This window comes from Auraticoccus monumenti (genome assembly GCF_900101785.1).
In the GTDB taxonomy this organism is placed as follows: Bacteria; Actinomycetota; Actinomycetes; order Propionibacteriales; family Propionibacteriaceae; genus Auraticoccus; species Auraticoccus monumenti.
On sequence record NZ_LT629688.1, the window covers coordinates 3,118,843 to 3,141,765 of the forward strand.

The 22,923-nt window shown below is 74.0% G+C and carries 23 protein-coding genes; 20 read left to right on the forward strand and 3 right to left on the reverse strand.

Translation table 11 applies throughout. The features are described 5' to 3' along the window. Positions 1–7 precede the first annotated feature (7 nt). Positions 8–283, forward strand: a complete 276-nt coding sequence (gene yidD, locus BLT52_RS14390; RefSeq protein WP_090594533.1) for a membrane protein insertion efficiency factor YidD — start codon at positions 8–10, stop codon at positions 281–283. On the opposite strand, the gene BLT52_RS14395 is transcribed toward yidD, so the two are convergent. The 3 genes from BLT52_RS14395 to BLT52_RS14405 all read right to left on the reverse strand — a co-directional run bounded on the left by BLT52_RS14395 (position 284) and on the right by BLT52_RS14405 (position 2,820). Next, on the reverse strand, positions 284–949 hold the full coding sequence (locus BLT52_RS14395; RefSeq protein WP_090594534.1) for a pentapeptide repeat-containing protein: 666 nt from the start codon (positions 947–949) through the stop codon (positions 284–286). Positions 950–1,057: 108 nt separating this feature from the next. Continuing rightward, positions 1,058–1,894 carry an ABC-2 transporter permease gene (locus tag BLT52_RS14400; RefSeq protein ID WP_090594536.1) on the reverse strand — a complete coding sequence of 279 codons (837 nt, stop codon included), beginning with the start codon at positions 1,892–1,894 and terminating at the stop codon, positions 1,058–1,060. Further along, complete coding sequence (locus BLT52_RS14405; protein WP_172804049.1) at positions 1,891–2,820, reverse strand: ABC transporter ATP-binding protein; 930 nt, start codon at positions 2,818–2,820, stop codon at positions 1,891–1,893. Before BLT52_RS14405 ends, BLT52_RS14400 begins: the two co-directional genes overlap by 4 nt. Before the next feature lie 154 nt (positions 2,821–2,974). On the opposite strand from BLT52_RS14405, the gene BLT52_RS14410 reads away from it, so the two are divergent. The 19 genes from BLT52_RS14410 to fmt all read left to right on the forward strand — a co-directional run bounded on the left by BLT52_RS14410 (position 2,975) and on the right by fmt (position 22,906). After that, positions 2,975–4,144: a sensor histidine kinase gene (locus tag BLT52_RS14410; RefSeq protein WP_090594538.1), complete on the forward strand. Its 1,170-nt coding sequence runs from the start codon at positions 2,975–2,977 to the stop codon at positions 4,142–4,144. Next, positions 4,141–4,788 carry a response regulator gene (locus tag BLT52_RS14415; RefSeq protein ID WP_197679054.1) on the forward strand — a complete coding sequence of 216 codons (648 nt, stop codon included), beginning with the start codon at positions 4,141–4,143 and terminating at the stop codon, positions 4,786–4,788. The genes BLT52_RS14410 and BLT52_RS14415 overlap by 4 nt, the downstream gene beginning before the upstream one ends. Before the next feature lie 99 nt (positions 4,789–4,887). Further along, a complete protein-coding gene (gene efp / locus BLT52_RS14420) occupies positions 4,888–5,448 on the forward strand; it encodes an elongation factor P (protein ID WP_090594541.1) in 561 nt (186 codons plus the stop codon). A gap of 2 nt (positions 5,449–5,450) precedes the next feature. Then, positions 5,451–5,927 carry a transcription antitermination factor NusB gene (gene nusB / locus BLT52_RS14425; RefSeq protein WP_231946325.1) on the forward strand — a complete coding sequence of 159 codons (477 nt, stop codon included), beginning with the start codon at positions 5,451–5,453 and terminating at the stop codon, positions 5,925–5,927. A 102-nt stretch (positions 5,928–6,029) separates the two neighbouring features. Continuing rightward, positions 6,030–6,638 (forward strand): C39 family peptidase, encoded by a 609-nt coding sequence (locus tag BLT52_RS14430; protein WP_157677145.1) that lies wholly within the window; start codon positions 6,030–6,032, stop codon positions 6,636–6,638. A gap of 65 nt (positions 6,639–6,703) precedes the next feature. Next, the gene (locus BLT52_RS14435; RefSeq protein WP_197679055.1) at positions 6,704–7,075 is read left to right on the forward strand and encodes a VOC family protein; all 372 of its coding nucleotides are present in this window, start codon (positions 6,704–6,706) and stop codon (positions 7,073–7,075) included. Positions 7,076–7,175: 100 nt separating this feature from the next. Continuing rightward, positions 7,176–8,411, forward strand: a complete 1,236-nt coding sequence (gene carA / locus BLT52_RS14440; RefSeq protein WP_090594545.1) for a glutamine-hydrolyzing carbamoyl-phosphate synthase small subunit — start codon at positions 7,176–7,178, stop codon at positions 8,409–8,411. Beyond that, complete coding sequence (gene carB / locus BLT52_RS14445; protein ID WP_090594547.1) at positions 8,411–11,809, forward strand: carbamoyl-phosphate synthase large subunit; 3,399 nt, start codon at positions 8,411–8,413, stop codon at positions 11,807–11,809. Before carA ends, carB begins: the two co-directional genes overlap by 1 nt. Then, on the forward strand, positions 11,806–12,930 hold the full coding sequence (locus BLT52_RS14450) for a quinone-dependent dihydroorotate dehydrogenase (RefSeq protein WP_172804050.1): 1,125 nt from the start codon (positions 11,806–11,808) through the stop codon (positions 12,928–12,930). The genes carB and BLT52_RS14450 overlap by 4 nt, the downstream gene beginning before the upstream one ends. Beyond that, positions 12,927–13,781, forward strand: coding sequence for an orotidine-5'-phosphate decarboxylase (gene pyrF, locus BLT52_RS14455; protein ID WP_090594548.1), 855 nt, complete (start codon positions 12,927–12,929; stop codon positions 13,779–13,781). Before BLT52_RS14450 ends, pyrF begins: the two co-directional genes overlap by 4 nt. 136 nt (positions 13,782–13,917) lie before the next feature. Then, the gene (gene mihF, locus BLT52_RS14460) at positions 13,918–14,229 is read left to right on the forward strand and encodes an integration host factor, actinobacterial type (protein WP_090594550.1); all 312 of its coding nucleotides are present in this window, start codon (positions 13,918–13,920) and stop codon (positions 14,227–14,229) included. After that, entirely contained in the window at positions 14,226–14,867 is a 642-nt protein-coding gene (gene gmk / locus BLT52_RS14465) for a guanylate kinase (RefSeq protein ID WP_231946326.1), read from the forward strand. The genes mihF and gmk overlap by 4 nt, the downstream gene beginning before the upstream one ends. Next, on the forward strand, positions 14,864–15,190 hold the full coding sequence (gene rpoZ, locus BLT52_RS14470; RefSeq protein ID WP_090594551.1) for a DNA-directed RNA polymerase subunit omega: 327 nt from the start codon (positions 14,864–14,866) through the stop codon (positions 15,188–15,190). The genes gmk and rpoZ overlap by 4 nt, the downstream gene beginning before the upstream one ends. Positions 15,191–15,200: 10 nt before the next feature. Continuing rightward, complete coding sequence (coaBC, locus tag BLT52_RS14475; protein WP_090594553.1) at positions 15,201–16,415, forward strand: bifunctional phosphopantothenoylcysteine decarboxylase/phosphopantothenate--cysteine ligase CoaBC; 1,215 nt, start codon at positions 15,201–15,203, stop codon at positions 16,413–16,415. A gap of 127 nt (positions 16,416–16,542) precedes the next feature. Continuing rightward, complete coding sequence (gene metK / locus BLT52_RS14480) at positions 16,543–17,751, forward strand: methionine adenosyltransferase (protein ID WP_090594554.1); 1,209 nt, start codon at positions 16,543–16,545, stop codon at positions 17,749–17,751. A 165-nt stretch (positions 17,752–17,916) separates the two neighbouring features. After that, on the forward strand, positions 17,917–19,329 hold the full coding sequence (locus BLT52_RS14485) for an APC family permease (protein ID WP_090594556.1): 1,413 nt from the start codon (positions 17,917–17,919) through the stop codon (positions 19,327–19,329). Between the two features lies 1 nt (position 19,330). Beyond that, complete coding sequence (locus BLT52_RS14490) at positions 19,331–19,798, forward strand: universal stress protein (protein ID WP_090594557.1); 468 nt, start codon at positions 19,331–19,333, stop codon at positions 19,796–19,798. A 48-nt stretch (positions 19,799–19,846) separates the two neighbouring features. Further along, complete coding sequence (locus BLT52_RS14495; protein ID WP_090594559.1) at positions 19,847–21,946, forward strand: primosomal protein N'; 2,100 nt, start codon at positions 19,847–19,849, stop codon at positions 21,944–21,946. A gap of 33 nt (positions 21,947–21,979) precedes the next feature. After that, the gene (gene fmt, locus BLT52_RS14500; protein WP_090594560.1) at positions 21,980–22,906 is read left to right on the forward strand and encodes a methionyl-tRNA formyltransferase; all 927 of its coding nucleotides are present in this window, start codon (positions 21,980–21,982) and stop codon (positions 22,904–22,906) included. Positions 22,907–22,923: the final 17 nt, after the last annotated feature.

Sequence of the window (22,923 nt, forward strand, 5' to 3'; positions counted from 1 at the left end):
TCGGAGGATGCTGTCCTCACTCGCGCTCGGACTGATCGACCTCTACCAGCGCCGTCTCTCCCCGCACAAGGGGTTCGACTGCGCCTACGGCGCGCTCACCGGCGGCCTCTCCTGCTCGGCCGCGGTGGCCGACCTGATTGCCCGGAACGGCCTGCTCGGTGCCCTGCCCGGTGTGGTGCAGCAGTTCGCCGACTGCGGCCGGGTGGCCCGCCAGGCCGGCACCCGGGTCAGCGGCGTCTGCTGCTGCGGCCCGATCCCCATCCCCTTCGGCTGGGGTCGCTGATCAGGGCAGGCTGACGGTGATCCGCAGGGCCGCCGCCAGCTGCAGGGTGAGGTCGGTGACGTCCAGCGGCTCCACCACCGCGCCGGCCAGGCCCTCGACGCCCTGCAGCCCGTCCAGCCGGCAGCGTCGGAAGGTGACCCGCGTCATCCGGGCCTGCGAGAACTGGGCGCCACCCAGGTCGCAGTCCTCGAACAGGACGTCCTCGAGCCGGGCCGCGCCGAAGTCGGCCTCCACCATCTGGGTGGAGCGGAACGCCACCCGGCGCAGCCTGGCCTGACGGAGGTTGGCCAGCCCGGCGCTGGACCCGGAGACGTCGACGTCCTCCAGGACGTCCCCGGCCAGACCGATCCCGGTGAGCCGCGAGGCCCGCACCGCCACCCGGGTCCAGCCGGAGTCGGGGAAGGTGGCGGTGGAGAGGTCGGAGTCGGTGACGTCCACGTCGCGCCACCCGCCCCGGTACCAGCGGCTCCCGGCCAGCCGGGCGCCGGCGAAGCGGCACCCCTGGACGTCGACCAGCGACAGGTCCGCCCCGCTGACGTCGACCCCGCTCAGCACCAGCTCGCTGACCAGGTCGTCGTCGTCGACCCGCCAGTCCGCCGGCGCCGGCTGCGCGGCGCCGAGGCGCGGCGGGGTGACCGGACGGGGCTGGGGCGGGTTGCTCGGCACCCGAGCACGCTAGCCGACCGGCAGCGACCCCCGGACGCGACGGACCCGCCGCCACCGGAGCGGTGACGGCGGGTCGGACCGGTCAGGACGCGACCGGTGCGCCGAGGGCTACTTGACGTCGGCGCGGAGCACCCGGGCCAAGCCCAGCCCCAGCGGCAGCAGGAACCAGAGCGCACCGGAGGTGGCCAGCTGCAGCCAGCCGCGGGCCGTCATGGTGCCCTCGGCCAGCAGGGTCTGGGCGGCCGTGAGGTCGAACCAGACGATGACGTCGGCGGCGCTGGGGACCACGGCACCGAGGGCGGTCAGCAGCGTGGGCAGCAGGTAGGCGAAGGCGACGTAGACCACGATCGCGGCGGGGGTGCTGAGCAGCAGCATCCCGAAGGCGAACCCGGTCAGCAGACCGAGGACCTGGACCGCGAGGTGCCCGGCCGCGGCGGCCAGCGGCAGCGACCAGTCGGTGGGGCCGCCGAGCGGACCGGACTCGACCAGGTGCGCCAGCGCGGCCAGCGCCATCACCACCAGGGTGACCAGCGTGGCGACCACGACGCCGGTGACCAGCTTGGCCGCCACCACCCGGGCGCGGCGCGGCTCCAGGGCGAAGGTGACCATGTGGGTGCGCTGGCTCCACTCCCCGGTCACCGACAGGATCCCCAGCACCGGCAGCAGCAGCGCCGTGGGGACGGTGGCCACCTGCAGCAGCAGCCGGAGGCCCAGGTCCAGGTCGGTCTGCGCGGCCACGACGAGCGCCCCGGTCAGGCTCAGCACGGTCAGCACGGCGATGACGACGGCCAGCCCGCGGCCGGCCCGGGTGTCGACCAGCTTGCGGTGCTCGACCGCCACCAGCCGGTGGAAGGGGACGCGGGTGATCGTCCCACCGGGCAGCGGGGGCAGACCCCAGCGCTGGGCGGCGGGTCCGGTGGTGGGGTCGGCGGTCGTGGCGGTCATCGGAGGGCTCCTTCGGGGTGGGTGCTGCGCGCGGCGACGTCGCGCTGGGTGTCGGCGGTGAGCTCGAGGAAGAGGTCCTCGAGCGTGTCGCGCTGGGTGACCAGGCTGGTCAGCAGGACGTGCTCCTCCTGGGCGACCCGGCTCACCTCCAGCGCCGGGGCGGCGACCTTGAGCACGGTGGCGTCACGGGTGACGGTCAGGCCGCGGTCGGTCAGTGCGGCGGCCAGCCGGCCGTTGTCCTCGGAGTCGACCAGGGATCCCTCGCCGGACTGCAGGTCGGCGAGCTGGCCCCGGTCCCCGCGGGCGACGATGCGGCCGCTGCCGATCATCACGATCTCGTCGGCCACCATCTCGACCTCGTGCAGCAGGTGGCTGGAGAGGAGCACCGTGCCGCCGCGGGCCGCGTAGTCGCGCAGCAGGTCCCGCATCCAGCGGATGCCGGCGGGGTCCAGGCCGTTGGCCGGCTCGTCGAGGACCAGCACCGCCGGGTCGCCGATCAGGGCGTGGGCCAGGCCGAGGCGCTGCCGCATGCCCAGGGAGTAGTTCCCGACCCGACGGCGGGCCTCGGTCCCGGCCAGGCCGACCAGCTCCAGCGCCTGGTCGACGCGGCTGAGGGGAAGCCCCATGGTGCGCGCGGCGAGCACCAGCACCTCCCGGGCGGTCCGGCCGGCGTGCTGGGCCGAGGCGTCGAGGAGGACCCCGACGTGGCGGCCCGGGTTGGGGAGGTCGGCGTAACGGCGGCCGTCGACGGTGACCTCGCCGGAGGTGGGGGCGGTGAGACCGACCATGACGCGCATGGTGGTGGTCTTGCCGGCCCCGTTGGGGCCGAGGAACCCGGTCACCTGCCCGGGCCGGCACTGGAAGGAGACGTCGTCGACGGCCACGTGGTGGCCGAAGCGGACGGTGAGGTGGGTGACGTCGATCATGGGCCCCAGCCTGGTCGGCGCCGTGCCGGGGCACATCGGTCGAGCGCATCGTGCGCACCCCGCCCGACGCAGCCAGGGCACCCGACCCAGGTAGGGGGTGAGCGCCGACCCCGGACGCGGGCGCGGACCGGGTGCTGCGGGCTAGGTTCACGACGTGCCCGCGCCGCCCGCCTCCTTCCAGCCCCGGTTGACCGTCTGGTCCCACACCTGGCGGACGGCCCTCTGCCTGGTGCTCGCCGCGGTCGCCCTGCTGGCCCCGGCCGAGGGCGAGACGCTCAGGTGGGGCCTGGTCGCCGGACCGGCGCTGGTGGCGGAGCTGGTGCTGGGGACGGTGTCGTTCGTGGCGATGTTCTACCGCCGCCGGTGGCCGGCGACCGTGGCCCTCCTCTGCGCCCTGTGCTCGGCCGGCTCCCTCGCGGCGGCCGGTCCCGCCGCGCTGACCCTGGTCTCGCTGGCCACCTGGCGGCGCTTCGTCCCGCTCGCCCTGGTGGCGCTCGTGGGTGCCCTCGCCACGGTGACCTCGAGCTCGCTGTCGGAGTCCGAGCCACCGGTCAACGGGTGGATCGGCCTCGGCTCGTCGCTCCTGCTGTCGGCGGTGCTGGCCGGGTGGGGTGCCTACCTCGGTTCGCGCCGGGAGCTGCTGGGGACGCTGCGGGAGCGCGCTGAGCGCGCCGAGCGGGAGCAGACGCTGCGCGAGGACCAGGCCCGTGACCACGAGCGGGCCCGGATCGCGCGGGAGATGCACGACGTGGTCGCGCACCGGATCAGCCAGGTGTCGATGCGGGCCGGAGCCCTGGCCTACCGGCAGGACCTGGCCGGGGAGCAGGTGCGGGAGGAAGTGGGCCTGATCCAGCGCTCGGCCAACGAGGCGCTGCAGGAGCTGCGAGGGGTCCTCGGCGTGCTCCGCGACGTCGACGGCAGCCCGGTGGACGCCCCGCAGCCCACCCTGACCGACCTCCCGGCGCTGGTGCAGGGGGCCCGGGCCGAGGGGACCGCGGTCCGGTTGTCCACCGACCTCGTCCAGGACGTCCCGGACCCGCTGGCCCGCACGGTCTACCGGGTGGTCCAGGAGGGGTTGACCAACGCCGGCAAGCACGCCCAGGGCGCCCAGGTCGAGGTCGCCCTCACCGGGCGCGCCGGGAAGGACCTGCAGGTGCGGGTGGCCAACCGCGCCCCGGTGTCCCGGCGCCCGCCGGCGCCCGGGGCCGGCCTGGGGCTGGTCGGGATGAGGGAGCGGGTGGAGCTCCTCGGCGGCCGCCTCGACCACGGCCCCGACGCCGAGGGCGGCTTCGCCCTCGAGGCCCGGCTACCGTGGCCGTCGTGATCTCGGTCCTGGTCGTCGACGACGACCCCCTGGTGCGCTCCGCGCTGGCCCTGATGCTGGGCGGTCAGCCCGACCTGGCGGTGGTGGGGGAGGCCGGTGACGGGCGCGCCGGCGTCGAGGCGGCACACCGGCACCGTCCCGACGTGGTGCTGATGGACGTCCGGATGCCGGTGATGGACGGCCTGGCCGCCACCCGCGCGCTGCACGCCGGGCCCACCCCGCCCCGGGTCATCGTGCTCACCACCTTCGACGCCGACGACCTGGTCACCGCCGCCATCGCCGCGGGCGCGGACGGGTTCCTGCTCAAGGACACCCCGCCGCCGCGGATCGTGGAGGCCATCCGGACGGTGGCCGCCGGGGACCCGATCCTCTCCCCGGGCGCCGCCTCCGTGCTGATCCGCCACGTCCGGGCCGGCGCCTCGGTGGACACCCGGGCCGCCCGGGCCCGGCTGGCCACCCTGACCCCCCGCGAGCACGAGGTCGCCCTCGCCGTCGCCGAGGGGCTGAGCAACGCCGAGGTGGGGGCCCGGCTGTACCTGTCGGTGCCCACGGTCAAGGCCCACGTCTCGAAGATCTTCGAGAAGCTGCAGGTGACCAACCGGGTCCAGATCGCCCTCTGCGTGCACGACGCCGGGCTCGCCTGAGCGGGAGCGTGACGCGGTCCCGGCTTCCGCGCCGTTCGCCGGAGCGGCCACGGCTGGCTAGACTCTGCGAGTTCCCCGGCAGACGAGAGAGGCAGGACCGTGGCATCCACCAACGACCTGAAGAACGGCATGGTGCTCGACCTGGACGGTCAGCTCTGGAGCGTGCTGTGGTTCCAGCACCACAAGCCGGGCAAGGGCAACACCGTCGTGCGCACCAAGCTCAAGCACGTGCTCTCGGGCAAGGTGGTGGACCGCACCTTCAACTCCGACACCAAGGTCGACACGGCCAACGTGGACCGGCGCGAGATGCAGTACCTCTACCACGACGGTGACGGCTACGTGTTCATGGACACCGCCAACTACGAGCAGATGACGCTCAGCGAGCAGGTCGTCGGCGAGGGCAAGGACTACCTCCTCGAGGAGCAGGTGGTCACCGTCGCGCTGCACGAGGAGAACCCGCTCTACGTCGACCTGCCGACCTCGGTCGAGCTGGAGATCACCTACACCGAGCCCGGCCTGCAGGGCGACCGCTCCACCGGCGGCACCAAGCCCGCCACGGTGCAGACCGGCAAGCAGATCCAGGTGCCGCTCTTCATCACCAACGGCGAGAAGGTCAAGGTCGACACCCGCACCGGTGACTACCTGGGTCGTGTGGGCTGAGCGTGCCGCGCACCCGGCTGTCCCCACGCAGCAAGGCCCGCAAGCGGGCCGTCGACATCCTCTTCGAGGCCGAGCTGCGGGGCGGGGACCCCAAGGACACCCTGGACGTCCGCACCGAGGCGGCCGACCCGCCGGTGCGCGACTTCACCCGTGAGCTGGTGCTCGGGGTGGACGCCAACCAGCGCCAGATCGACGACCGCATCTCCGCCGCGCTGCGCTCGGGCTGGAGCCTGGAGCGGATGCCCCGGGTCGACCGCTGCGTCGCCCGGCTGGCGGTCTACGAGCTCGACTTCACCGAGATCCAGACCTCGGTGGCGGTCTCGGAGGCGGTCGCGCTGGCCGAGGACCTCTCCACCGACGACTCCCCGGCCTTCCTGAACGGGGTGCTGGCCGCCATCGCCAGCGACCGCACCGGCGGCCCGGTGGAGGTCGACGTCGACGGGTCGGGGTCCCCCTCCGAGCCCCAGCACCAGGCCTGACAGCACCTGGACCGCCGTCGACCGAGCGGTCGGCTCGCTGGACCCCCGCCGTGCTTGTGTGGGAACACCACCCACCCCACGGAGGTCCAGATGTCCCACCCCATGACTCGTCGCTCACTCCTCGTCGCCGGCGCCGGCGCCGGCATCGGGCTCACCGTCGGTGCCACCGACGCCAGCGCAGCCGGTGTCACCTACCGCTACCAGAAGCAGCCCAACGGCTACTACTGCTCGGCGGCCTCCACCCGCATCGCGCTGAGTGCGCCGCTGCTGCGCCGCGACAGCTCGGAGAACAGCAGGATCCCCACCCAGGACAGCCTGGCCAAGGGGCTGAACCTGCACCCCTACGACGGTCCGGGGACCTCCAACATGGGCCTGAAGGTGCCCACGCTGATCGCGACCGTGCTGAACAACCGGCTCGGGCTCAACGGCAAGGCCCGGCGCTACCGGTTCCGCATCTCCCCGAGCGGCACGCTGTACACCGACCTGCAGGCCAAGGTCCGTGCCAGCATCGACGCCGGGTACCCGGTCGTGATCAACATGAGCCGGGTCAACGGCGACACCTACGACGGGCACTACATCGCGATCGTGGGCTACGACGCCCAGCGGTACAAGATCGCCGACCCCGACGAGCCCGCGCGCAACGGGGTCTGGCGCTCCAAGCAGGACATCACCGACTGGAACAAGCTGAACCGCTTCACCTACTTCGGCTGAGCCGTCCCCGAGCGGGCGCGGCGCGATGAGTTCCCCGGCAGACCCCGGTCGGAGGGGGTATGACGATGACGACGAGGATCCTCAGCGTGTCCGTCCCGGTCGACGACCAGGACGCGGCGCTGCGCTACTACACCGAGGTGCTGGGCTGCGAGCTCCGCGCCGACGACGAGCCCTGGCCCGGCGCCCGCTACATCGAGGTGGTGCCCCCCGGCTCCGACGTCGGGCTGGTGCTGCTGCGGGCCGACAGCGGCATCCCGGTGGCCGTCCGGCTGGGCACCACCGACGCCGACGCGGCGCACCAGCGGCTCAGCGCGGCCGGGACGCCGCCGGAGACTGAGGTGCTGCGCTGGGAGGGCGTGCCCCCGATGTTCGCCTTCGCCGACCCCGAGGGCAACCAGCTGGTCTACCTCGAGGACGCGCCCGCGCCGGGGGCCTGAGCACCGTCTCGGCAGCACGGGGCAGCAGGCCCGGACTGGTACTCTGACGCGGACACACCACCCTTTAAGCCGTGTCCTGTGAGGCACGAAAGGACGGTTCATGCACACCAGCGCGCCCGCAGCCGGGAACCCCCCTGCGACCGAGGCCCCCGCCCCCGCGATCCTGGTGCTGGAGGACGGCCGCACCTTCACCGGGAGGTCCTTCGGGGCCCGCGGTGAGACCTTCGGCGAGGCGGTCTTCTCCACCGGGATGTCGGGGTACCAGGAGACCCTCACCGACCCGAGCTACCACCGCCAGGTCGTGGTCGCCACCGCGCCCCACATCGGCAACACCGGCTGGAACGACGAGGACGACGAGTCCGGTCGCATCTGGGTGGCCGGCTACGTGGTCCGCGACGTCGCCCGGATCCCCTCCAGCTGGCGCTCCCGGCGCGGCCTCGGTGAGGAGCTGGCGACCCAGGGCGTGGTCGGCATCGGCGGCATCGACACCCGCGCGCTGACCCGCCACCTGCGTGAGCGCGGCGCCATGCGGGTCGGCATCTCCACCGAGACCCTGGACCCCGAGCGGCTGCGCGAGCGCGTCCTCGCCCAGGCCCAGATGGCCGGGGCCGACCTGGTCGCCGACGTCACCACCGCCGGGCCCTACGTGGTCGACGCGGTGGGGGAGAAGCAGTTCACCGTCGCCGCGGTCGACCTCGGCATCAAGACCATGACCCCGCGGCGGCTGGCCGAGCGCGGCATGGAGGTGCACGTGCTGCCGGCCACCAGCACCCTGGCCGACATCACCGCCACCGGTGCGGACGGCGTCTTCTTCTCCAACGGCCCCGGCGACCCGGCCGTGGCCGACGCCCCGGTGGCCCTGCTGCAGGAGGTGCTGGACGCCCGGCTGCCCTACTTCGGCATCTGCTTCGGCAACCAGATCTTCGGCCGCGCCCTCGGGCTGGGCACCACCAAGCTCAAGTACGGCCACCGCGGCATCAACCAGCCGGTGCTGGACCGCTCCACCGGACGCGTCGAGGTCACCGCCCACAACCACGGCTTCGCCGTCGAGGCACCGCCCGGTGACCGGGCCGAGACGCCGTGGGGCACCGCCAGCGTCAGCCACCACTGCCTCAACGACGGCGTGGTCGAGGGTCTGGAGCTCCGCGGCGAGGACGGCGGCCTGCGCGCCTTCTCGGTGCAGTACCACCCGGAGGCGGCGGCCGGCCCGCACGACGCCTCCTACCTGTTCGACCGCTTCGTCGAGGTGATGGAGCGCGCCCGCGGCGAGGCCGAGGACCCCCGGGTGACCGGGTCCGGCACCGACGTCCCCACCGACGGCGAGGAGGCCCGCTGATGCCCAAGCGCACCGACATCCACACCATCCTGGTGATCGGCTCCGGCCCGATCGTGATCGGCCAGGCCTGCGAGTTCGACTACTCCGGGACGCAGGCCTGCCGCGTGCTCCGCGAGGAGGGGTTCCGGGTCGTGCTGGTCAACTCCAACCCGGCCACGATCATGACCGACCCCGAGTTCGCCGACGCCACCTACATCGAGCCGATCACCCCCGAGTACATCGAGCAGGTGATCGCCGCCGAGCGCCCCGACGCGCTGCTGGCCACCCTGGGCGGGCAGACCGCGCTCAACGCCGCGATCCAGCTCGACGAGCGCGGGATCCTGGAGAAGTACGGGGTGGAGCTGATCGGCGCCTCGATCGAGGCCATCCAGCGCGGTGAGGACCGCGAGCAGTTCAAGCAGATCGTGCTCGGCCTCACCGGCATCGAGGGCGCGACCCCCGGCCAGCCCGCCGCCGAGGTCGCCCGCAGCCTGATCTGCCACACCATGGACGAGGTGCTGGCCGCCGCCGACGAGCTCGGCTACCCCGTCGTCGTCCGTCCCAGCTTCACCATGGGCGGCCTGGGCTCGGGCTTCGCCCACACCAGCGAGGACCTGCGCCGCATCGCCGGCGCCGGGCTCTCGGCCAGCCCCACCACCGAGGTCCTGATCGAGGAGTCCATCCTCGGCTGGAAGGAGTACGAGCTGGAGGTGATGCGTGACCGCGCCGACAACGTGGTCATCGTCTGCGCCATCGAGAACTTCGACCCGATGGGCGTGCACACCGGCGACTCGATCACCGTGGCGCCGGCGATGACGCTGACCGACCGCGAGTACCAGCGGATGCGCGACGTGGCCATCGGCATCATCCGCGACGTGGGCGTGGAGACCGGGGGCTGCAACATCCAGTTCGCGGTCAACCCCGCTGACGGGCGCCTGGTGGTGATCGAGATGAACCCCCGGGTCTCGCGCTCCAGCGCGCTGGCCTCCAAGGCCACCGGGTTCCCGATCGCCAAGATCGCGGCCAAGGTGGCGGTCGGCTACACCCTGGACGAGATCGACAACGACATCACAACGCGTCCGTCGAGCGACGGCTCCGCCGTCAGGACCCCCGCCTCCTTCGAGCCCGCCCTGGACTACGTCGTGGTCAAGGTGCCCAGGTTCGCCTTCGAGAAGTTCCCGGCCGCGGACTCCACCCTCACCACCCACATGAAGAGCGTCGGTGAGGCGATGGCCATCGGCCGCAACTTCACCGAGGCCCTGGGCAAGGCGCTGCGCAGCCTGGAGGACCCCAAGGCCCGCTTCGACTGGTCCGCCCCGGTGGAGGAGCCGGTCGAGGAGCTGCTGGCCCGGGCCGCCCGTCCCCACGACGGCCGGCTGGTGCTGGTGCTGCAGGCCCTGGTGGCCGGCGCCACCGCCGAGCAGGTCGTCGAGAGCACCGCGATCGACCCCTGGTTCGTCGACCAGCTGGTGCTCCAGCTCGAGGTGGCCCGGATGGTCGACGCCGCCCCGACGCTGACCGCCGACGTGCTCCGGACGGCCAAGCGCCACGGCTTCTCCGACCGCCAGGTCGGGCAGCTCCGCGACCTCCCCGAGGACGTCGTCCGCGGCGTCCGCTGGGCCCTCGGCGTCCGGCCGGTCTACAAGACCGTCGACACCTGCGCGGCCGAGTTCGCCGCCACCACCCCGTACCACTACTCCAGCTACGACTCCGAGACCGAGGTCGCGCCGCGGGAGAAGCCGGCGGTGATCATCCTGGGCAGCGGGCCGAACCGGATCGGGCAGGGGATCGAGTTCGACTACTCCTGCGTGCACGCCTCGATGGCCCTCTCCGAGGTCGGCTACGAGACCGTGATGGTCAACTGCAACCCCGAGACCGTCTCCACCGACTACGACACCTCCGACCGGCTCTACTTCGAGCCGCTCACCCTGGAGGACGTGCTGGAGGTGGTCGAGGCCGAGCGCGCCGCCGGCCCGCTGGCCGGCGTCATCGTCCAGCTCGGCGGGCAGACCCCGCTCGGTCTGGCGCGGGCGCTCAAGGACGCCGGCGTGCCGATCGTGGGCACCAGCCCCGAGGCCATCGACCTGGCCGAGGAGCGCGGCGAGTTCGGCCGGGTGCTCGACACCGCCGGGCTGCCGTCGCCCAAGCACGGTCTGGCCCGCTCCTTCGCCGAGGCCTCGGCCATCGCGGCCGAGATCGGCTACCCGGTGCTGGTCCGCCCCTCCTACGTCCTGGGCGGGCGCGGGATGGAGATCGTCTACGACGAGGTCAGCCTGGCCGGCTACATCGACCGGGCCACCGAGGTCAGCCCGGCCCACCCGGTGCTGGTCGACCGCTTCCTCGACGACGCGGTGGAGATCGACGTCGACGCCCTCTACGACGGCACCGAGCTCTACCTCGGCGGGGTGATGGAGCACATCGAGGAGGCCGGCATCCACTCCGGTGACTCGGCCTGCTCGCTGCCCCCGGTCACCCTGGGTGAGGAGGTCATCGAGCGGATCCGCACCTCCACCGAGGCCATCGCCGCCGGCGTCGGCGTCCGCGGCCTGATCAACATCCAGTTCGCCCTGGCCAGCGACATCCTCTACGTGCTGGAGGCCAACCCGCGGGCCTCGCGGACCGTCCCCTTCGTCTCCAAGGCGACCGCCACCCCGCTGGCCAAGGCCGCGGCCCGGCTGATGCTGGGGGAGTCCATCGCGGACCTGCGCGCGGCCGGGATGCTGCGGGCGGACCGCGACGGCGCCTGGACGTCCCCGGACGCCCCGATCGCGGTCAAGGAGGCCGTGATGCCCTTCAACCGGTTCCGCACCGTCGACGGCACCTTCGTGGACTCCATCCTGGGCCCGGAGATGAAGTCCACCGGTGAGGTGATGGGGCTGTCCCACGACTTCGGCACCGCCTTCGCCAAGAGCCAGGCCGCGGCCAGCGGGGCGCTGCCCCAGACCGGCCGGGTGTTCATCTCGGTGGCCAACCGGGACAAGCGCCACGTGATCTTCCCGGTGAAGCGCCTGGCCGACCTGGGCTTCGAGGTGCTGGCCACCGCCGGCACCGCCTCGGTGCTGCGCCGCCACGGCGTGGACGTCACCGAGGTCCGCAAGCACAGCCAGGGCCCCGGCCCCAACGGTGAGAAGACCATCGTCCAGGCCATCTCCGACGGGGAGGTCGACCTCGTCTTCAACACCCCGCACGGCATCAGCACCGACGGGCGCCCCCGCAACGACGGCTGGGAGATCCGCACCGCGGCGGTGCGGCTCAACATCCCCTGCATCACCACCGTCCAGGGGCTGGCCGCGGCCGTCCAGGGCATCGAGTCCGACCGGGCCGGTCGCTCCGGGGTGCGTTCGCTGCAGTCCTGGAGCGAGGTGATCACCCCGACCCCGGCGGCCGCTCCTGCGGCGCTGCTGGAGGCCGGGCGGTGAGCCGGCTCCGCCGGGCGGTGCTGCGCACCGGCTACACCCGGGTGCTGCGGCCGGCCCTGTTCGCCAGCCACGGGGGTGACCCCGAGGACGTCCACGACGCCACCATGGCCCGGCTGAGCCGGCTGGCCGCGCACCCGCGCTGGGTGGCGGCCGCCGCGCGGCTGACCGCCGTGCCGGCCCGTCCGGTGGAGCTGGCCGGGATCCGCTTCCCCGGGCCGGTGGGGCTGGCCGCGGGGATGGACAAGGGGGCCCGGGCCGTCGCCGCCTGGCGGGCCCTCGGGTTCTCCCACGTCGAGGTGGGCACCGTCACCTCCCTGGCCCAGCCGGGCAACCCGCGACCGCGGATGTTCCGGGCGCCCGCCTCCGCGGGGCTGGTGAACCGGATGGGGTTCAACAACGACGGCGCCGCCGAGGTGGCCGCCCGGCTCGCCGCCGCGGGGATCCGCCGGGGCAACGGCGCGGCCGGCCTCCCGGTGGGGATCTCGATCGGCAAGAGCAAGGTCACCCCCCTGGAGGAGGCGGTGGGCGACTACGTCACCTCGCTGCGCACCCTCGCCCCGCACGCCGACTACGTGGCCGTCAACGTCTCCAGCCCCAACACCCCGGGCCTGCGCAGCCTGCAGGACGGCGGCCAGCTCCGTGAGCTGCTGGACACCCTGGTCGGTGAGTCGCGGTCGCTGGCCGACGGTGACGACGCCGGACCGGTGCCGGTGCTGGTCAAGGTGGCCCCCGACCTGGGTGACGGCGCGCTGGACGAGGTGCTGCAGGTGGCCACCGACACCGGCGTCCGCGGGGTGATCGCCACCAACACCACGGTGGAGCGGGACGGGCTGGCCGGGCCCGACCGCTGGCTGGCCGCCGAGGCCGGAGGTCTGTCCGGGACGCCGCTGCGGGACCGGGCGCTGCAGGTCGTCCGCCGGCTGGCCGAGGGCTCGGGACTGCCGGTGATCGGCGTCGGCGGGATCATGACCGCCGACGACGCCGGGGCCATGTTCGACGCCGGCGCCCGGCTGGTCCAGCTGTACACCGGCTTCATCTACTCCGGCCCCTCCCTGGTGGCCGACATCACCGCGCTGCACTCCCGCCACGCGGGTGCCCCCCCGATCCGAGGAGCCCGATGAGCCACCCGACCCGCGCCCCCTTCGGCACCCGGCTGGGCGCCCTCCTCGCCGAGCGGGGACGGCTCTGCGTCGGTCTGGACCCGCACCCCTCGGTGCTGCGGGACTGGGGTCTGGACGACGACGTCGCCGGGCTGGAGCGCTGCGTCCGCGGCACCGTGGCCGCCCTCGGCGACCTGGTCGCGGTGTTCAAGCCGCAGTCCGCGCTGTTCGAGCGGTTCGGCTCGGCCGGGGTGGCGGTGCTGGAGCGGGTCCTGGTCGACGTCGCCGAGGTGGGTGCGCTGTCCCTGCTGGACGCCAAGCGCGGCGACATCGGCTCCACCATGGACGGCTACGCCGCCGCCTACCTGGCCGACGGCGCCCCGCTGGCCGCCGACGCACTGACGGTCAACCCCTACCTGGGGCTGGACGCCCTCGAGCCCGCGGTGGCCGCCGCGCTGGCCAACGGGCGCGGGCTCTACCTCCTGGCCCGCACCAGCAACCCCGACAGCGGCTGGCTGCAGCTGGCCGAGCGGGACGGCCGCAGCGTCGCCCAGCTCGTGGTGGACGCGGTGGCGGAGCGGAACCGCGAGGCGCTGGCCGGCGGGGAGGGCCTCGGCCCGCTCGGTGTGGTGGTGGGCGGCACCCACGGCCAGGGCTCGCTCGACCTCGACGTCTTCAACGGCTCGGTGCTGGTCCCCGGCGTCGGCGCCCAGGGCGCCACCCTGGCCGACCTGGCCCGCTCGTTCTCCCGGCCCGGGCTGCTGCTGCCCACCAGCTCCCGCGGGGTGCTGGCCGCCGGGCCCGACCCGACCGGCCTCCGCACCGCCGTCACCGCCCTGCTGTCGGAGGGCACCGTCCTCACCCGTCCGTAGGACGCCACCGGCGCCAGCCGCTCCCGGGGCCGGCCCGCGGCGGTTCGGGCCGCCGGCTGGCGGCGTCCGCGCGGTAGGCGTCGGCGGGGGAGAGCCACTAGGGTCGGCGTCTACCGTCAGGAGGTCGATCCGTCCCGTGAGCATCCCCCACCTCACCGAGGAGCAGCTGCAGCAGGCCCGGCGGGCCGCCCTGGCCGCGCGCACCCGTCGCGCCGAGGCCAAGGCCCGGCTCCGCGAGGGCCGCTGGACCTTCGCCACCCTGGTCGAGCAGGCCGACGCCGACGACGTGGTCGCCCACATCAAGGTGGTCGACGCGCTGCGCTGCCTGCCCCGGGTCGGGCACAAGCGCGCCGCCGAGATCATGGCCCGGCTCGAGATCGCCCCCAACCGCCGCCTCCGTGGCCTGGGCCACCACCAGACCCAGAGCCTGCTGCGGGAGGTCGGGTGAGCACCACCCCCGCGGCCGCCGCGCTGCCGGCCGGGCTGACCGTGGTGTCGGGGCCGACCGCCGTGGGCAAGGGCACCGTCGTCGCCCGGCTGCGCCAGGAGCACCCCGAGGTGATGGTGTCGGTCTCCGCCACGACCCGCCCGCCCCGCCCCGGTGAGGTGGAGGGGGTGCACTACCACTTCGTCGCGGCCGACGAGTTCGACGAGCTGGCCGCGGCCGGTGGTCTGCTGGAGTGGGCGGTGGTGCACGGACGGCACCGCTACGGCACCCCGCGGGCCCCGGTCGAGGCCGCGGTCGCCGCCGGGCGCCGGGTGCTGCTGGAGATCGACCTGCAGGGCGCCCGGCAGGTGCGGGACAGCTGGCCGCACGCGCAGTTCGTCTTCCTCGCCCCGCCCACCTGGGAGGAGCTGGTCCGCCGGCTGGTCGGCCGCGGCACGGAGACCGAGGAGGAGCGGGCCCGCCGGCTCGACACCGCCCGGCAGGAGCTCGCCTCGGTCAGCGAGTTCGACTCCGTGGTGGTCAACCACGAGGTCGAGCAGGCCGTCGGCGACTTGGTGGCCCTCCTCGGGCGGGGTAACATGGCCCGGCCTGACGAACGTCCCGGGCCCGTGACCACAACCAGAGAAGGTCTGACTTGAGCGTCAACACCCCCGAGGGGATCACCAACCCGCCGATCGACGAGCTCCTCACCCAGGTGGACTCGAAGTACCAGCTGGTCCTCTTCGCGGCCAAGCGGGCGCGCCAGATCAACGCCTACTACTCCCAGCTCGGTGACGGCCTGCTCGAGAGCGTCGGCCCGCTGGTCGAGACCGGCGTTCAGGAGAAGGCGCTGTCCATCGCGCTGCGCGAGGTCAACGCCGGCGTGCTCGAGCTGACCCACATCGACCCGGCCGCCGAGCCCGACGTCGAGACCGGCGAGGCCGACTTCGGCTCGTTCGACGACGACCCGACGATCGCCTGAGCCACCGGTCGTGGCTGAGGTCGTCCTCGGCGTCGCCGGGGGCATCGCCGCCTACAAGGCCTGCAGCCTGCTGCGGCTGCTCAAGGAGTCCGGGCACGGTGTGACCGTCGTCCCGACCCCGAACGCGCTCCGCTTCGTCGGCCTGGACACCTGGCAGGCCCTCTCCGGGCGGCCGGTGTCCACCGACGTGTGGACCGGCTCCGACGTCGTCCCGCACGTCCGGCTCGGCCGGGCCGCCGACGTCGTCGTGGTCGCACCGGCCACCGCCGACCTGCTGGCCCGCGCGGCCGGCGGGCGGGCGGACGACCTGCTCACCAACGTCCTGCTCACCACCACCTCCCCGGTGCTGATGGCCCCGGCCATGCACACCGAGATGTGGCAGCACCCGGCCACCCGCGACAACGTCGCCGTGCTGCGCCGCCGCGGGGTCGTCGTGATGGACCCGGCCTCGGGACGTCTCACCGGCGCCGACACCGGCCCGGGTCGCCTGCCCGAGCCCGAGGAGCTGCACGAGCAGGTGGACGCCCTGCTCGGGGCACCCGCTGCCGCCGCCTCCGCCGCAGCCGGCGACCTCGCGGGCCGCACGGTGGTGGTCAGCGCCGGGGGCACCCGCGAGTCCCTGGACCCGGTCCGCTTCCTCGGCAACGCCTCCTCGGGCCGGATGGGCGTGGCCCTGGCCCGGGCGGCCGCGCTCCGCGGCGCGGAGGTCCACCTGGTCGGGGCCCACCTCGACGTCCCGCCGCCCTCCTCGGTCACCGTGCACCGGGTCGGCAGCACCGCGGAGCTCGCCGAGCGCATGACCTCCCTGGCCGCCGAGGCCGACGTCCTGGTGATGGCCGCGGCGGTCGCGGACTACCGCCCGGAGAGCAGCAGCGAGCACAAGATCAAGAAGAGCGGGGACGACGGCCTGGAGCTCCGGCTGCACCAGACCGTCGACGTGCTGGCCGGCCTGAGCGCCTCCCGTCGCCCCGGCCAGGTGGTGGTCGGCTTCGCCGCCGAGACGGTCCCCGACCGCGCCGCCCGGCTCCAGGTGGGGCGGGACAAGCTGGCCCGCAAGGGCTGCGACCTCCTGGTGGTCAACGACGTCACCGCCGGGGCCGTCTTCGGCTCCCCGGTCACCGAGGTGGCCGTGCTGTCCCGTGACGGCGGAGTGGTCGAGCACTCCGGCTCCAAGGCCGCCGTGGCCCACCACGTCTGGGACGCCGTCCTCACCCAGCTGGGCTGACCGCTCCGTGGACGCGCCCGGGGCGCGTCCTGGGGCGCCGACTACCCTCGGGCGTCGAGCCGGTCACCCCGGCACCCACCCTCCGGCCACCTCCACCGAGGTCGGCCTGCCACCAGTCAGGAGCCGTATGCCCACGTCCCAGGGGTCCCGCCGACTCTTCACCTCCGAGTCCGTCACCGAGGGGCACCCGGACAAGATCGCCGACCAGATCAGCGACCGGATCCTGGACGAGCTGCTCGCCGCCGACCCGGTCAGCCGGGTGGCGGTGGAGACGCTGGTCACCACGGGGCTGGTGGTGGTGGCCGGTGAGGTGACCACCGAGGGCTACGCCGACATCCGCAGCATCGTCCGCGACACCATCCTGGGCATCGGCTACGACTCCTCCAGCAAGGGCTTCGACGGCGCCTCCTGCGGGGTGATGATCTCGCTGGGCTCCCAGTCCGCCGACATCGCCCTCGGCGTGGACAGCTCCTACGAGCAGCGCCGCGACGACGCGTCGGAGCGCTACGACCTGCAGGGCGCGGGTGACCAGGGGCTGATGTTCGGCTACGCCTGCTCCGAGACCCCCACCCTGATGCCGCTGCCGATCGACCTGGCCCACCGGCTGTCGGAGCGGCTGACCCAGGTCCGCAAGGACGGCACGATGCCCTACCTGCGCCCGGACGGGAAGACCCAGGTCACCCTGGAGTACGTCGACGGCGTGCCGGTCCGGCTGGACTCGGTGCTGCTGTCGGCCCAGCACGCCGCCGACATCGACCTGGACGCGATGCTGGCCCCCGACATCCGCGAGCACGTGGTCGAGCCGGTGCTGGCCGCCTACGACCTCGGTCACCACGACTACGACCTGTTCGTGAACCCGACCGGGAAGTTCGTGATCGGCGGCCCGATGGGTGACGCCGGCCTCACCGGGCGGAAGGTCATCGTCGACACCTACGGCGGCGCGGCCCGCCACGGTGGCGGCGCGTTCTCCGGCAAGGACCCCTCCAAGGTGGACCGCTCCGGGGCCTACGCGATGCGCTGGGTGGCCAAGAACGTGGTCGCCTCGGGGCTGGCCGAGCGCTGCGAGGTGCAGGTGGCCTACGCCATCGGGCGCGCGCACCCGGTCGGCTTCTACGTCGACTGCTCCGGCACCGAGAAGGTGCCGCTGGCCCAGATCGAGGAGGCGGTGCTGCAGACCTTCGACCTGCGCCCGGCCGCGATCATCGACGCCCTGGACCTGCTCCGCCCGATCTACAGCCAGACCGCCGCCTACGGTCACTTCGGCCGGGAGCTGGCCGACCTGACCTGGGAGCGGACCGACCGCGCCGACGCGCTGGCGGCCGCCGTCCGCGGCTGAACCGCCCGGGCGGGGACTGAGCGGGGACGACCCCTGAGGGCACCTGCGCGAAGCCCGGCGTGTCGCGCCGGGTGGGGTCCTTCACCTGCGCAGGCGCAGGGTGCATGATCGACCGCACCGGGGCCGTCCGCGCCCGGGGTTCGACCACCCCCTGCGAGGAGCCCGATGACCGCAGCACCCACCGAAGCCAGCGAGTCCGACAGCGAGCTCAAGCGCAGCATCACCGGGCGCCTGCTGTTCTTCTACGTCCTGGGCGACGTCCTCGGCTCGGGCATCTACGTCCTGATCGGCTCGGTCGCCGCCGCGGTGGGCGGGGCCTTCTGGCTGGCCTTCGCCGCCGGCGTCACCGTGGCGACCATCACCGGCATGGCCTACGCCGAGCTGGTCACCAAGTACCCGCAGGCGGCCGGCGCCTCGCTCTACGTGCACCGCGCCTTCCGGAACCCGCTGCTGACGTTCCTGATCACCATCTGCATGCTGTCGGCCAGCTTCGCCGCCGCCGGTTCGCTCTCCACCGGGTTCGCCCGCTACTTCTCCCAGGTGCTCGAGCTGCCGCCGCCGCTGCTGGTCGCCCTGGTGTTCCTGCTGCTGCTCTGCCTGGTCAACTTCATCGGCATCACCGAGTCGGTGGTGGCCAACCTGATCATGACCATCGTCGAGGTGGCCGGGCTGGCCATCGTGCTGCTGGTCGGGATCATCCACGTGGCCAGCGGGGACGCCGACTTCGGCGTGCTCACCGAGTTCACCGCCGAGGGCAACCCGATCTTCGCCGTGGTCGCCGGGGTGGCCCTGGCCTTCTTCGCGATGACCGGGTTCGAGAACGCCGCCAACGTCGCCGAGGAGACGGTGAACCCCGCGGTCACCTTCCCCCGAGCGCTGATCGGCGGCATGGTCGCTGCCGGTGTGATCTACGTGCTGGTGGCCATGACCGCCGCCCTGGTGGTGCCCATGGACGTGCTGGGGACCTCCGACGCCGCCCTGCTGGAGGTCGTGCGGACGGGGATCCTGCCGGTGCCGGTCGGGGCGATGATCATCCTCTTCGCGATCATCGCCATGATCGCGATCACCAACACCACCCTGGTGGCCGTGGTCACCCAGTCCCGGATCCTCTACGGGATGGCCCGCGAGGGCGTCGTGCCCCGCATCTTCGCCCGGCTGCACCACGTCCGCCGCAGCCCGTGGGTCGGCCTGATCTTCGCCGGCGTGGTGGTGAGCGCGCTGCTGGTCGTCGGCCAGGTCGTGCGCAGCATCGACCCCGAGCTGGACCTGGTGGACCGGCTGGCCACCGTGACGGTGGTGTTCCTGCTCTTCATCTACGCGCTGGTCATCATCTCCGCGCTGAAGATGCGCGGTCACGACGAGACCGACCAGACCTACCGGGCCCCGACGGTGGCGCTGTACATCGGCATCCTGGGCAACGCCCTGCTGCTGGTCTACGTGGTGGTCACCGACCCGGCCTCGCTGATCTGGGTCGGCGGTCTGCTGGCCCTGGGGCTCCTGCTGTACCTGGTCGCGCGGTTCACCTCGCGCGGGCAGGGCGACCCGCTCAAGAACTACGACGCCGACCAGGAGGCCTGAGATGCACGTCATCGTCGCCACCGACGGATCCCGCCAGTCCCTGGCCGCGGCCAAGGAGCTCAAGCGGTTCGCCGACCCGACCCGGATCGACGACATCACCGTCGTCGCCGTGGTCAGCCCGCTCGCCGCGGTCTCCTTCTCCAACGACCTCGGCGGACCGCTGAGGGAGAAGGCCAAGGTCGAGGGGTCGCCGCTCAATTTCCGGCAGGAGGCCCAGGACGCCACCACCGTGGTGATGGAGGAGTTCAAGGGCTGGGGACCCAAGGTGCACCGGCGGATCCGCAGCGGGTCCTCGGCCAGCGAGATCACCAAGCTGGCCGCCGAGCTGCCCGCGGACCTGATCGTGCTGGCCGCCGGCGGTCGGGGGCTCAGCGAGACCATCCTGCTGGGCAGCACCGCGACCCGGGTGCAGCACTCCGCGCCCTGCCCGGTCCTGGTGGCTCGGCCGCGGCGGGTGAAGAAGGCCTGAGCCCGACGGCTCACCGGGTTGTCGGGGGCGGGCCCTAGCATCGGGCCCGTGCCCGACCAGACCGCCCTGCTCGCCGGCCCGCCGGTCGACGTGGCCCGGGTCGCGGTCGACGTCGCGCTGCCGCACCTGGACCGGCCCTTCGACTACGCGGTGCCGGCGGCGATGGCCGAGCGCGCGGTGCCCGGGGCGCGGGTGCGGGTCCGTTTCGCGGGGCGGCTGCGGGACGGGTTCGTGCTGGAGCGCACCGACCACACCGACGCCGGACGCACCCTGGCACCCCTGCACGCGGTGCTCTCGGACGAGCCGGTGCTCTCACCGGAGGTGGCCCGGCTGGTGCGGGCCGTGGCCGACCACTGCGCGGGCACCTTCTCCGACGTGGTCCGACTGGCCGTGCCACCCCGCCACGCCGCCACCGAGAAGGCGGCACCGCGGGAGCGCACACCGCTGCCGCTGGACGGCTGGACGCCCGCCGGGTCGCCCCTGGGGCTCTACCCGTGGGGCAGCGAGTGGTTGGAGGCCCTGGCCCGCGGGGACGCGCCGCGGGCCTTCTGGCAGGTGGCCCCGACCGCGTCGCCGACCGGGGACTGGGCGCAGGGGTTCGCCGACGCGGCCGCCGCCACCGCCGCCTCCGGTCGGGGTTCGGTGCTGGTGGTGCCCGACACCCACGACCTGGACCGGCTGGAGGCCCGGTGCCGGGAGGTGCTGGGTCCGGACGGGTTCGTCCGGCTCACCGCCGACCTCGGGCCGGCGGCCCGCTACCGGGCGTTCCTCGCCGTCTCCCGCGGGCAGGTGAAGGTGGTCATCGGCACCCGGGCGGCCTCCTTCGCCCCGGTGCACGAGCTGGGGCTGGTGGCGATCTGGGACGACGGCGACGACCTGCACGCCGAGCCGCGCGCGCCGTACCCGCACGCGCGCGACGTGCTGGCCCTGCGGGCGGTCCCGGCCGGTGGGGCGACGTCGCGGGCCGCGGTGCTGGTGGCCAGCCACGCCCGGAGCGCGGAGGTGCAGTCCTGGCTGGAGGAGCAGTGGTTGCTGCCGGTGGCGCTGGCCTCGCGGGAGCAGCGCCGCAGCAGCGCGGCGGTCAAGGTGGCGGTGGACAACGAGCGGGCGCTGGAGCGCGACCCGCACGCCGCGGCCGCCCGGCTGCCGCACGAGGTGTTCACCGCGGTCCGGGCGGGCCTGGCCCGCGGGCCGGTGCTGGTGCAGGTGCCCAGGACCGGTCACCAGCGTGGGCTGGTCTGCCAGCAGTGCCGTTCCCGGGCCTCCTGCGTGCACTGCCACGGCCCGCTGGAGTCCAAGGGTCCAGGCCGCGACGCCGTGGTGGGGTGCCGCTGGTGCGGGCGGCTGCAGACCGACTGGCGCTGCGCGGAGTGCGGGGCGGGGCAGTGGCGGGCCGTGGTGGTCGGGGCGTCGCGGACCGCGCACGAGCTCGGCCGCGCCTTCCCGCAGACCCCGGTCCGCTCGGTCACCGGGGGACAGGAGCGCGGGGTGGTGCCCGACCAGCCCGGGCTGGTGGTGGCCACCCCCGGTGCGGAGCCGCGGGCCGAGCACGGCTACGCCGCCGCGGTGCTGCTGGACGCCCCGCTGCTGCTGGCCCGACCCGACCTGCGGGCCGCGGAGGAGGCGCTGCGTCGCTGGCTGAACGCCACCGCCGCGGTGCGCCCGGGTGAGGAGGGCGGCTCGGTGGTGGTGGTCGGCCCCAGCACCGCCCGGTCGGTGCAGGCCCTGGTGCGGCTGGACCCGGCCGGGTTCGCCGAGCGCGAGCTGGCCGAGCGTGCCGAGACCCGGCTGATGCCGGCCTGGCGGATGGTGACGGTCGAGGGCGGCCCTGCGGCGCTGGAGGAGCTGCGCGTGGCCATGGCGCTGCCGACGTCTCGGGTGGGTCTGGGTGCGGACCCCGGAGGCCCTGAGCCCGTCGACGCAGCGCCGCCGGAGGACCCGCTGACCGAGGTGGAGGTGCTCGGCCCGGTCGAGCTGGAGGGGACCGAGAGCCCCGACGAGCCCGCCCTGCACCGGCTGGTGCTGCGCTGCCCACCGCGGTCGGGCCCGGCGCTGGTCCGGGCGGTGAAGCAGGCGGTGTCGGTCCGCAGCGCGCGGAAGTCCGAGGGCGCGCTGCGGGTCCGGGTGGACCCGGTCGCCTTCGGCTGAGCCGGGGGGCCCGTCACCACTAGACTCCGGCGCGTGCGCCTGGTCTTTGCCGGCACCCCCGACGTGGCGGTGCCCTCCCTCGATGCCCTGCTCGCCTCCTCCCACGAGGTGGTGGCGGTGGTCACGCGACCCGACGCGCCCGCGGGACGGGGCAAGCGCCTGACCGCCAGCCCGGTGGGGCTGCGGGCCGAGGAGGCCGGCATCCCGGTGCTCAAGCCGGAGCACCCCCGCGACGAGGACTTCGTGACGGCGCTGACCGAGCTGGCCCCGGACTGCTGCCCGGTGGTCGCCTACGGCGCGCTGGTGCCGCAGCGGGTGCTGGACGTCCCCGCGCACGGCTGGGTCAATCTGCACTTCTCGCTGCTGCCCGCCTGGCGTGGCGCCGCGCCGGTCCAGCACGCGGTGCTCGCCGGTGACGAGGTCACCGGGGCCAGCACCTTCCGGCTGGTCCGCGAGATGGACGCCGGCCCGGTCTTCGGCACCGTCACCGACACCATCGCCCCCACCGACACCTCCGGGGACCTGCTGCAGCGGCTCTCGCTCAGCGGTGCGGAGCTGCTGGTGCGCACCCTGGACGAGATCGAGGCGGGGACCGCGACCCCGGTCGAGCAGCCGACCGAAGGGGTCACCCTGGCGCCCAAGATCACCGTGGCCGACGCCCAGATCTCCTGGGACCGCCCGGCGGAGGAGATCGACCGTCTCGTCCGCGGCTGCCAGCCCGCCCCCGGCGCGTGGACCACCTTCCGCGGCGAGCGCTTCAAGGTCGTCTCGGCCGCGCTGAGCGAGGAGTCGCTGGCCCCCGGCCGCATCGAGGGGGGCCGCAAAAGCGTGCTGGTCGGCACCGGCACCACCGCCCTGCAGCTCGGCCTGGTGCAGCCGCCGGGCAAGAAGGCCATGGCGGCGGCGGACTGGAGCCGCGGCGTCCAGCTCGACGCCGACGAGGGGCTGGGGGCCGGGTGAGCGCCCCGGGGGACGCG

Coding starts and splice junctions, on each gene's coding strand:
- yidD (WP_090594533.1), top strand. CDS start 8: ATGCTGTCCTCACTCGCGCTCGGACTGATCGACCTCTACCAGCGCCGT.
- BLT52_RS14400 (WP_090594536.1), bottom strand. CDS start 1,894: ATGACCGCCACGACCGCCGACCCCACCACCGGACCCGCCGCCCAGCGC.
- BLT52_RS14405 (WP_172804049.1), bottom strand. CDS start 2,820: ATGATCGACGTCACCCACCTCACCGTCCGCTTCGGCCACCACGTGGCC.
- BLT52_RS14430 (WP_157677145.1), top strand. CDS start 6,030: ATGACTCGTCGCTCACTCCTCGTCGCCGGCGCCGGCGCCGGCATCGGG.
- BLT52_RS14435 (WP_197679055.1), top strand. CDS start 6,704: ATGACGACGAGGATCCTCAGCGTGTCCGTCCCGGTCGACGACCAGGAC.
- carA (WP_090594545.1), top strand. CDS start 7,176: ATGCACACCAGCGCGCCCGCAGCCGGGAACCCCCCTGCGACCGAGGCC.
- carB (WP_090594547.1), top strand. CDS start 8,411: ATGCCCAAGCGCACCGACATCCACACCATCCTGGTGATCGGCTCCGGC.
- pyrF (WP_090594548.1), top strand. CDS start 12,927: ATGAGCCACCCGACCCGCGCCCCCTTCGGCACCCGGCTGGGCGCCCTC.
- metK (WP_090594554.1), top strand. CDS start 16,543: ATGCCCACGTCCCAGGGGTCCCGCCGACTCTTCACCTCCGAGTCCGTC.
- BLT52_RS14485 (WP_090594556.1), top strand. CDS start 17,917: ATGACCGCAGCACCCACCGAAGCCAGCGAGTCCGACAGCGAGCTCAAG.
- BLT52_RS14490 (WP_090594557.1), top strand. CDS start 19,331: ATGCACGTCATCGTCGCCACCGACGGATCCCGCCAGTCCCTGGCCGCG.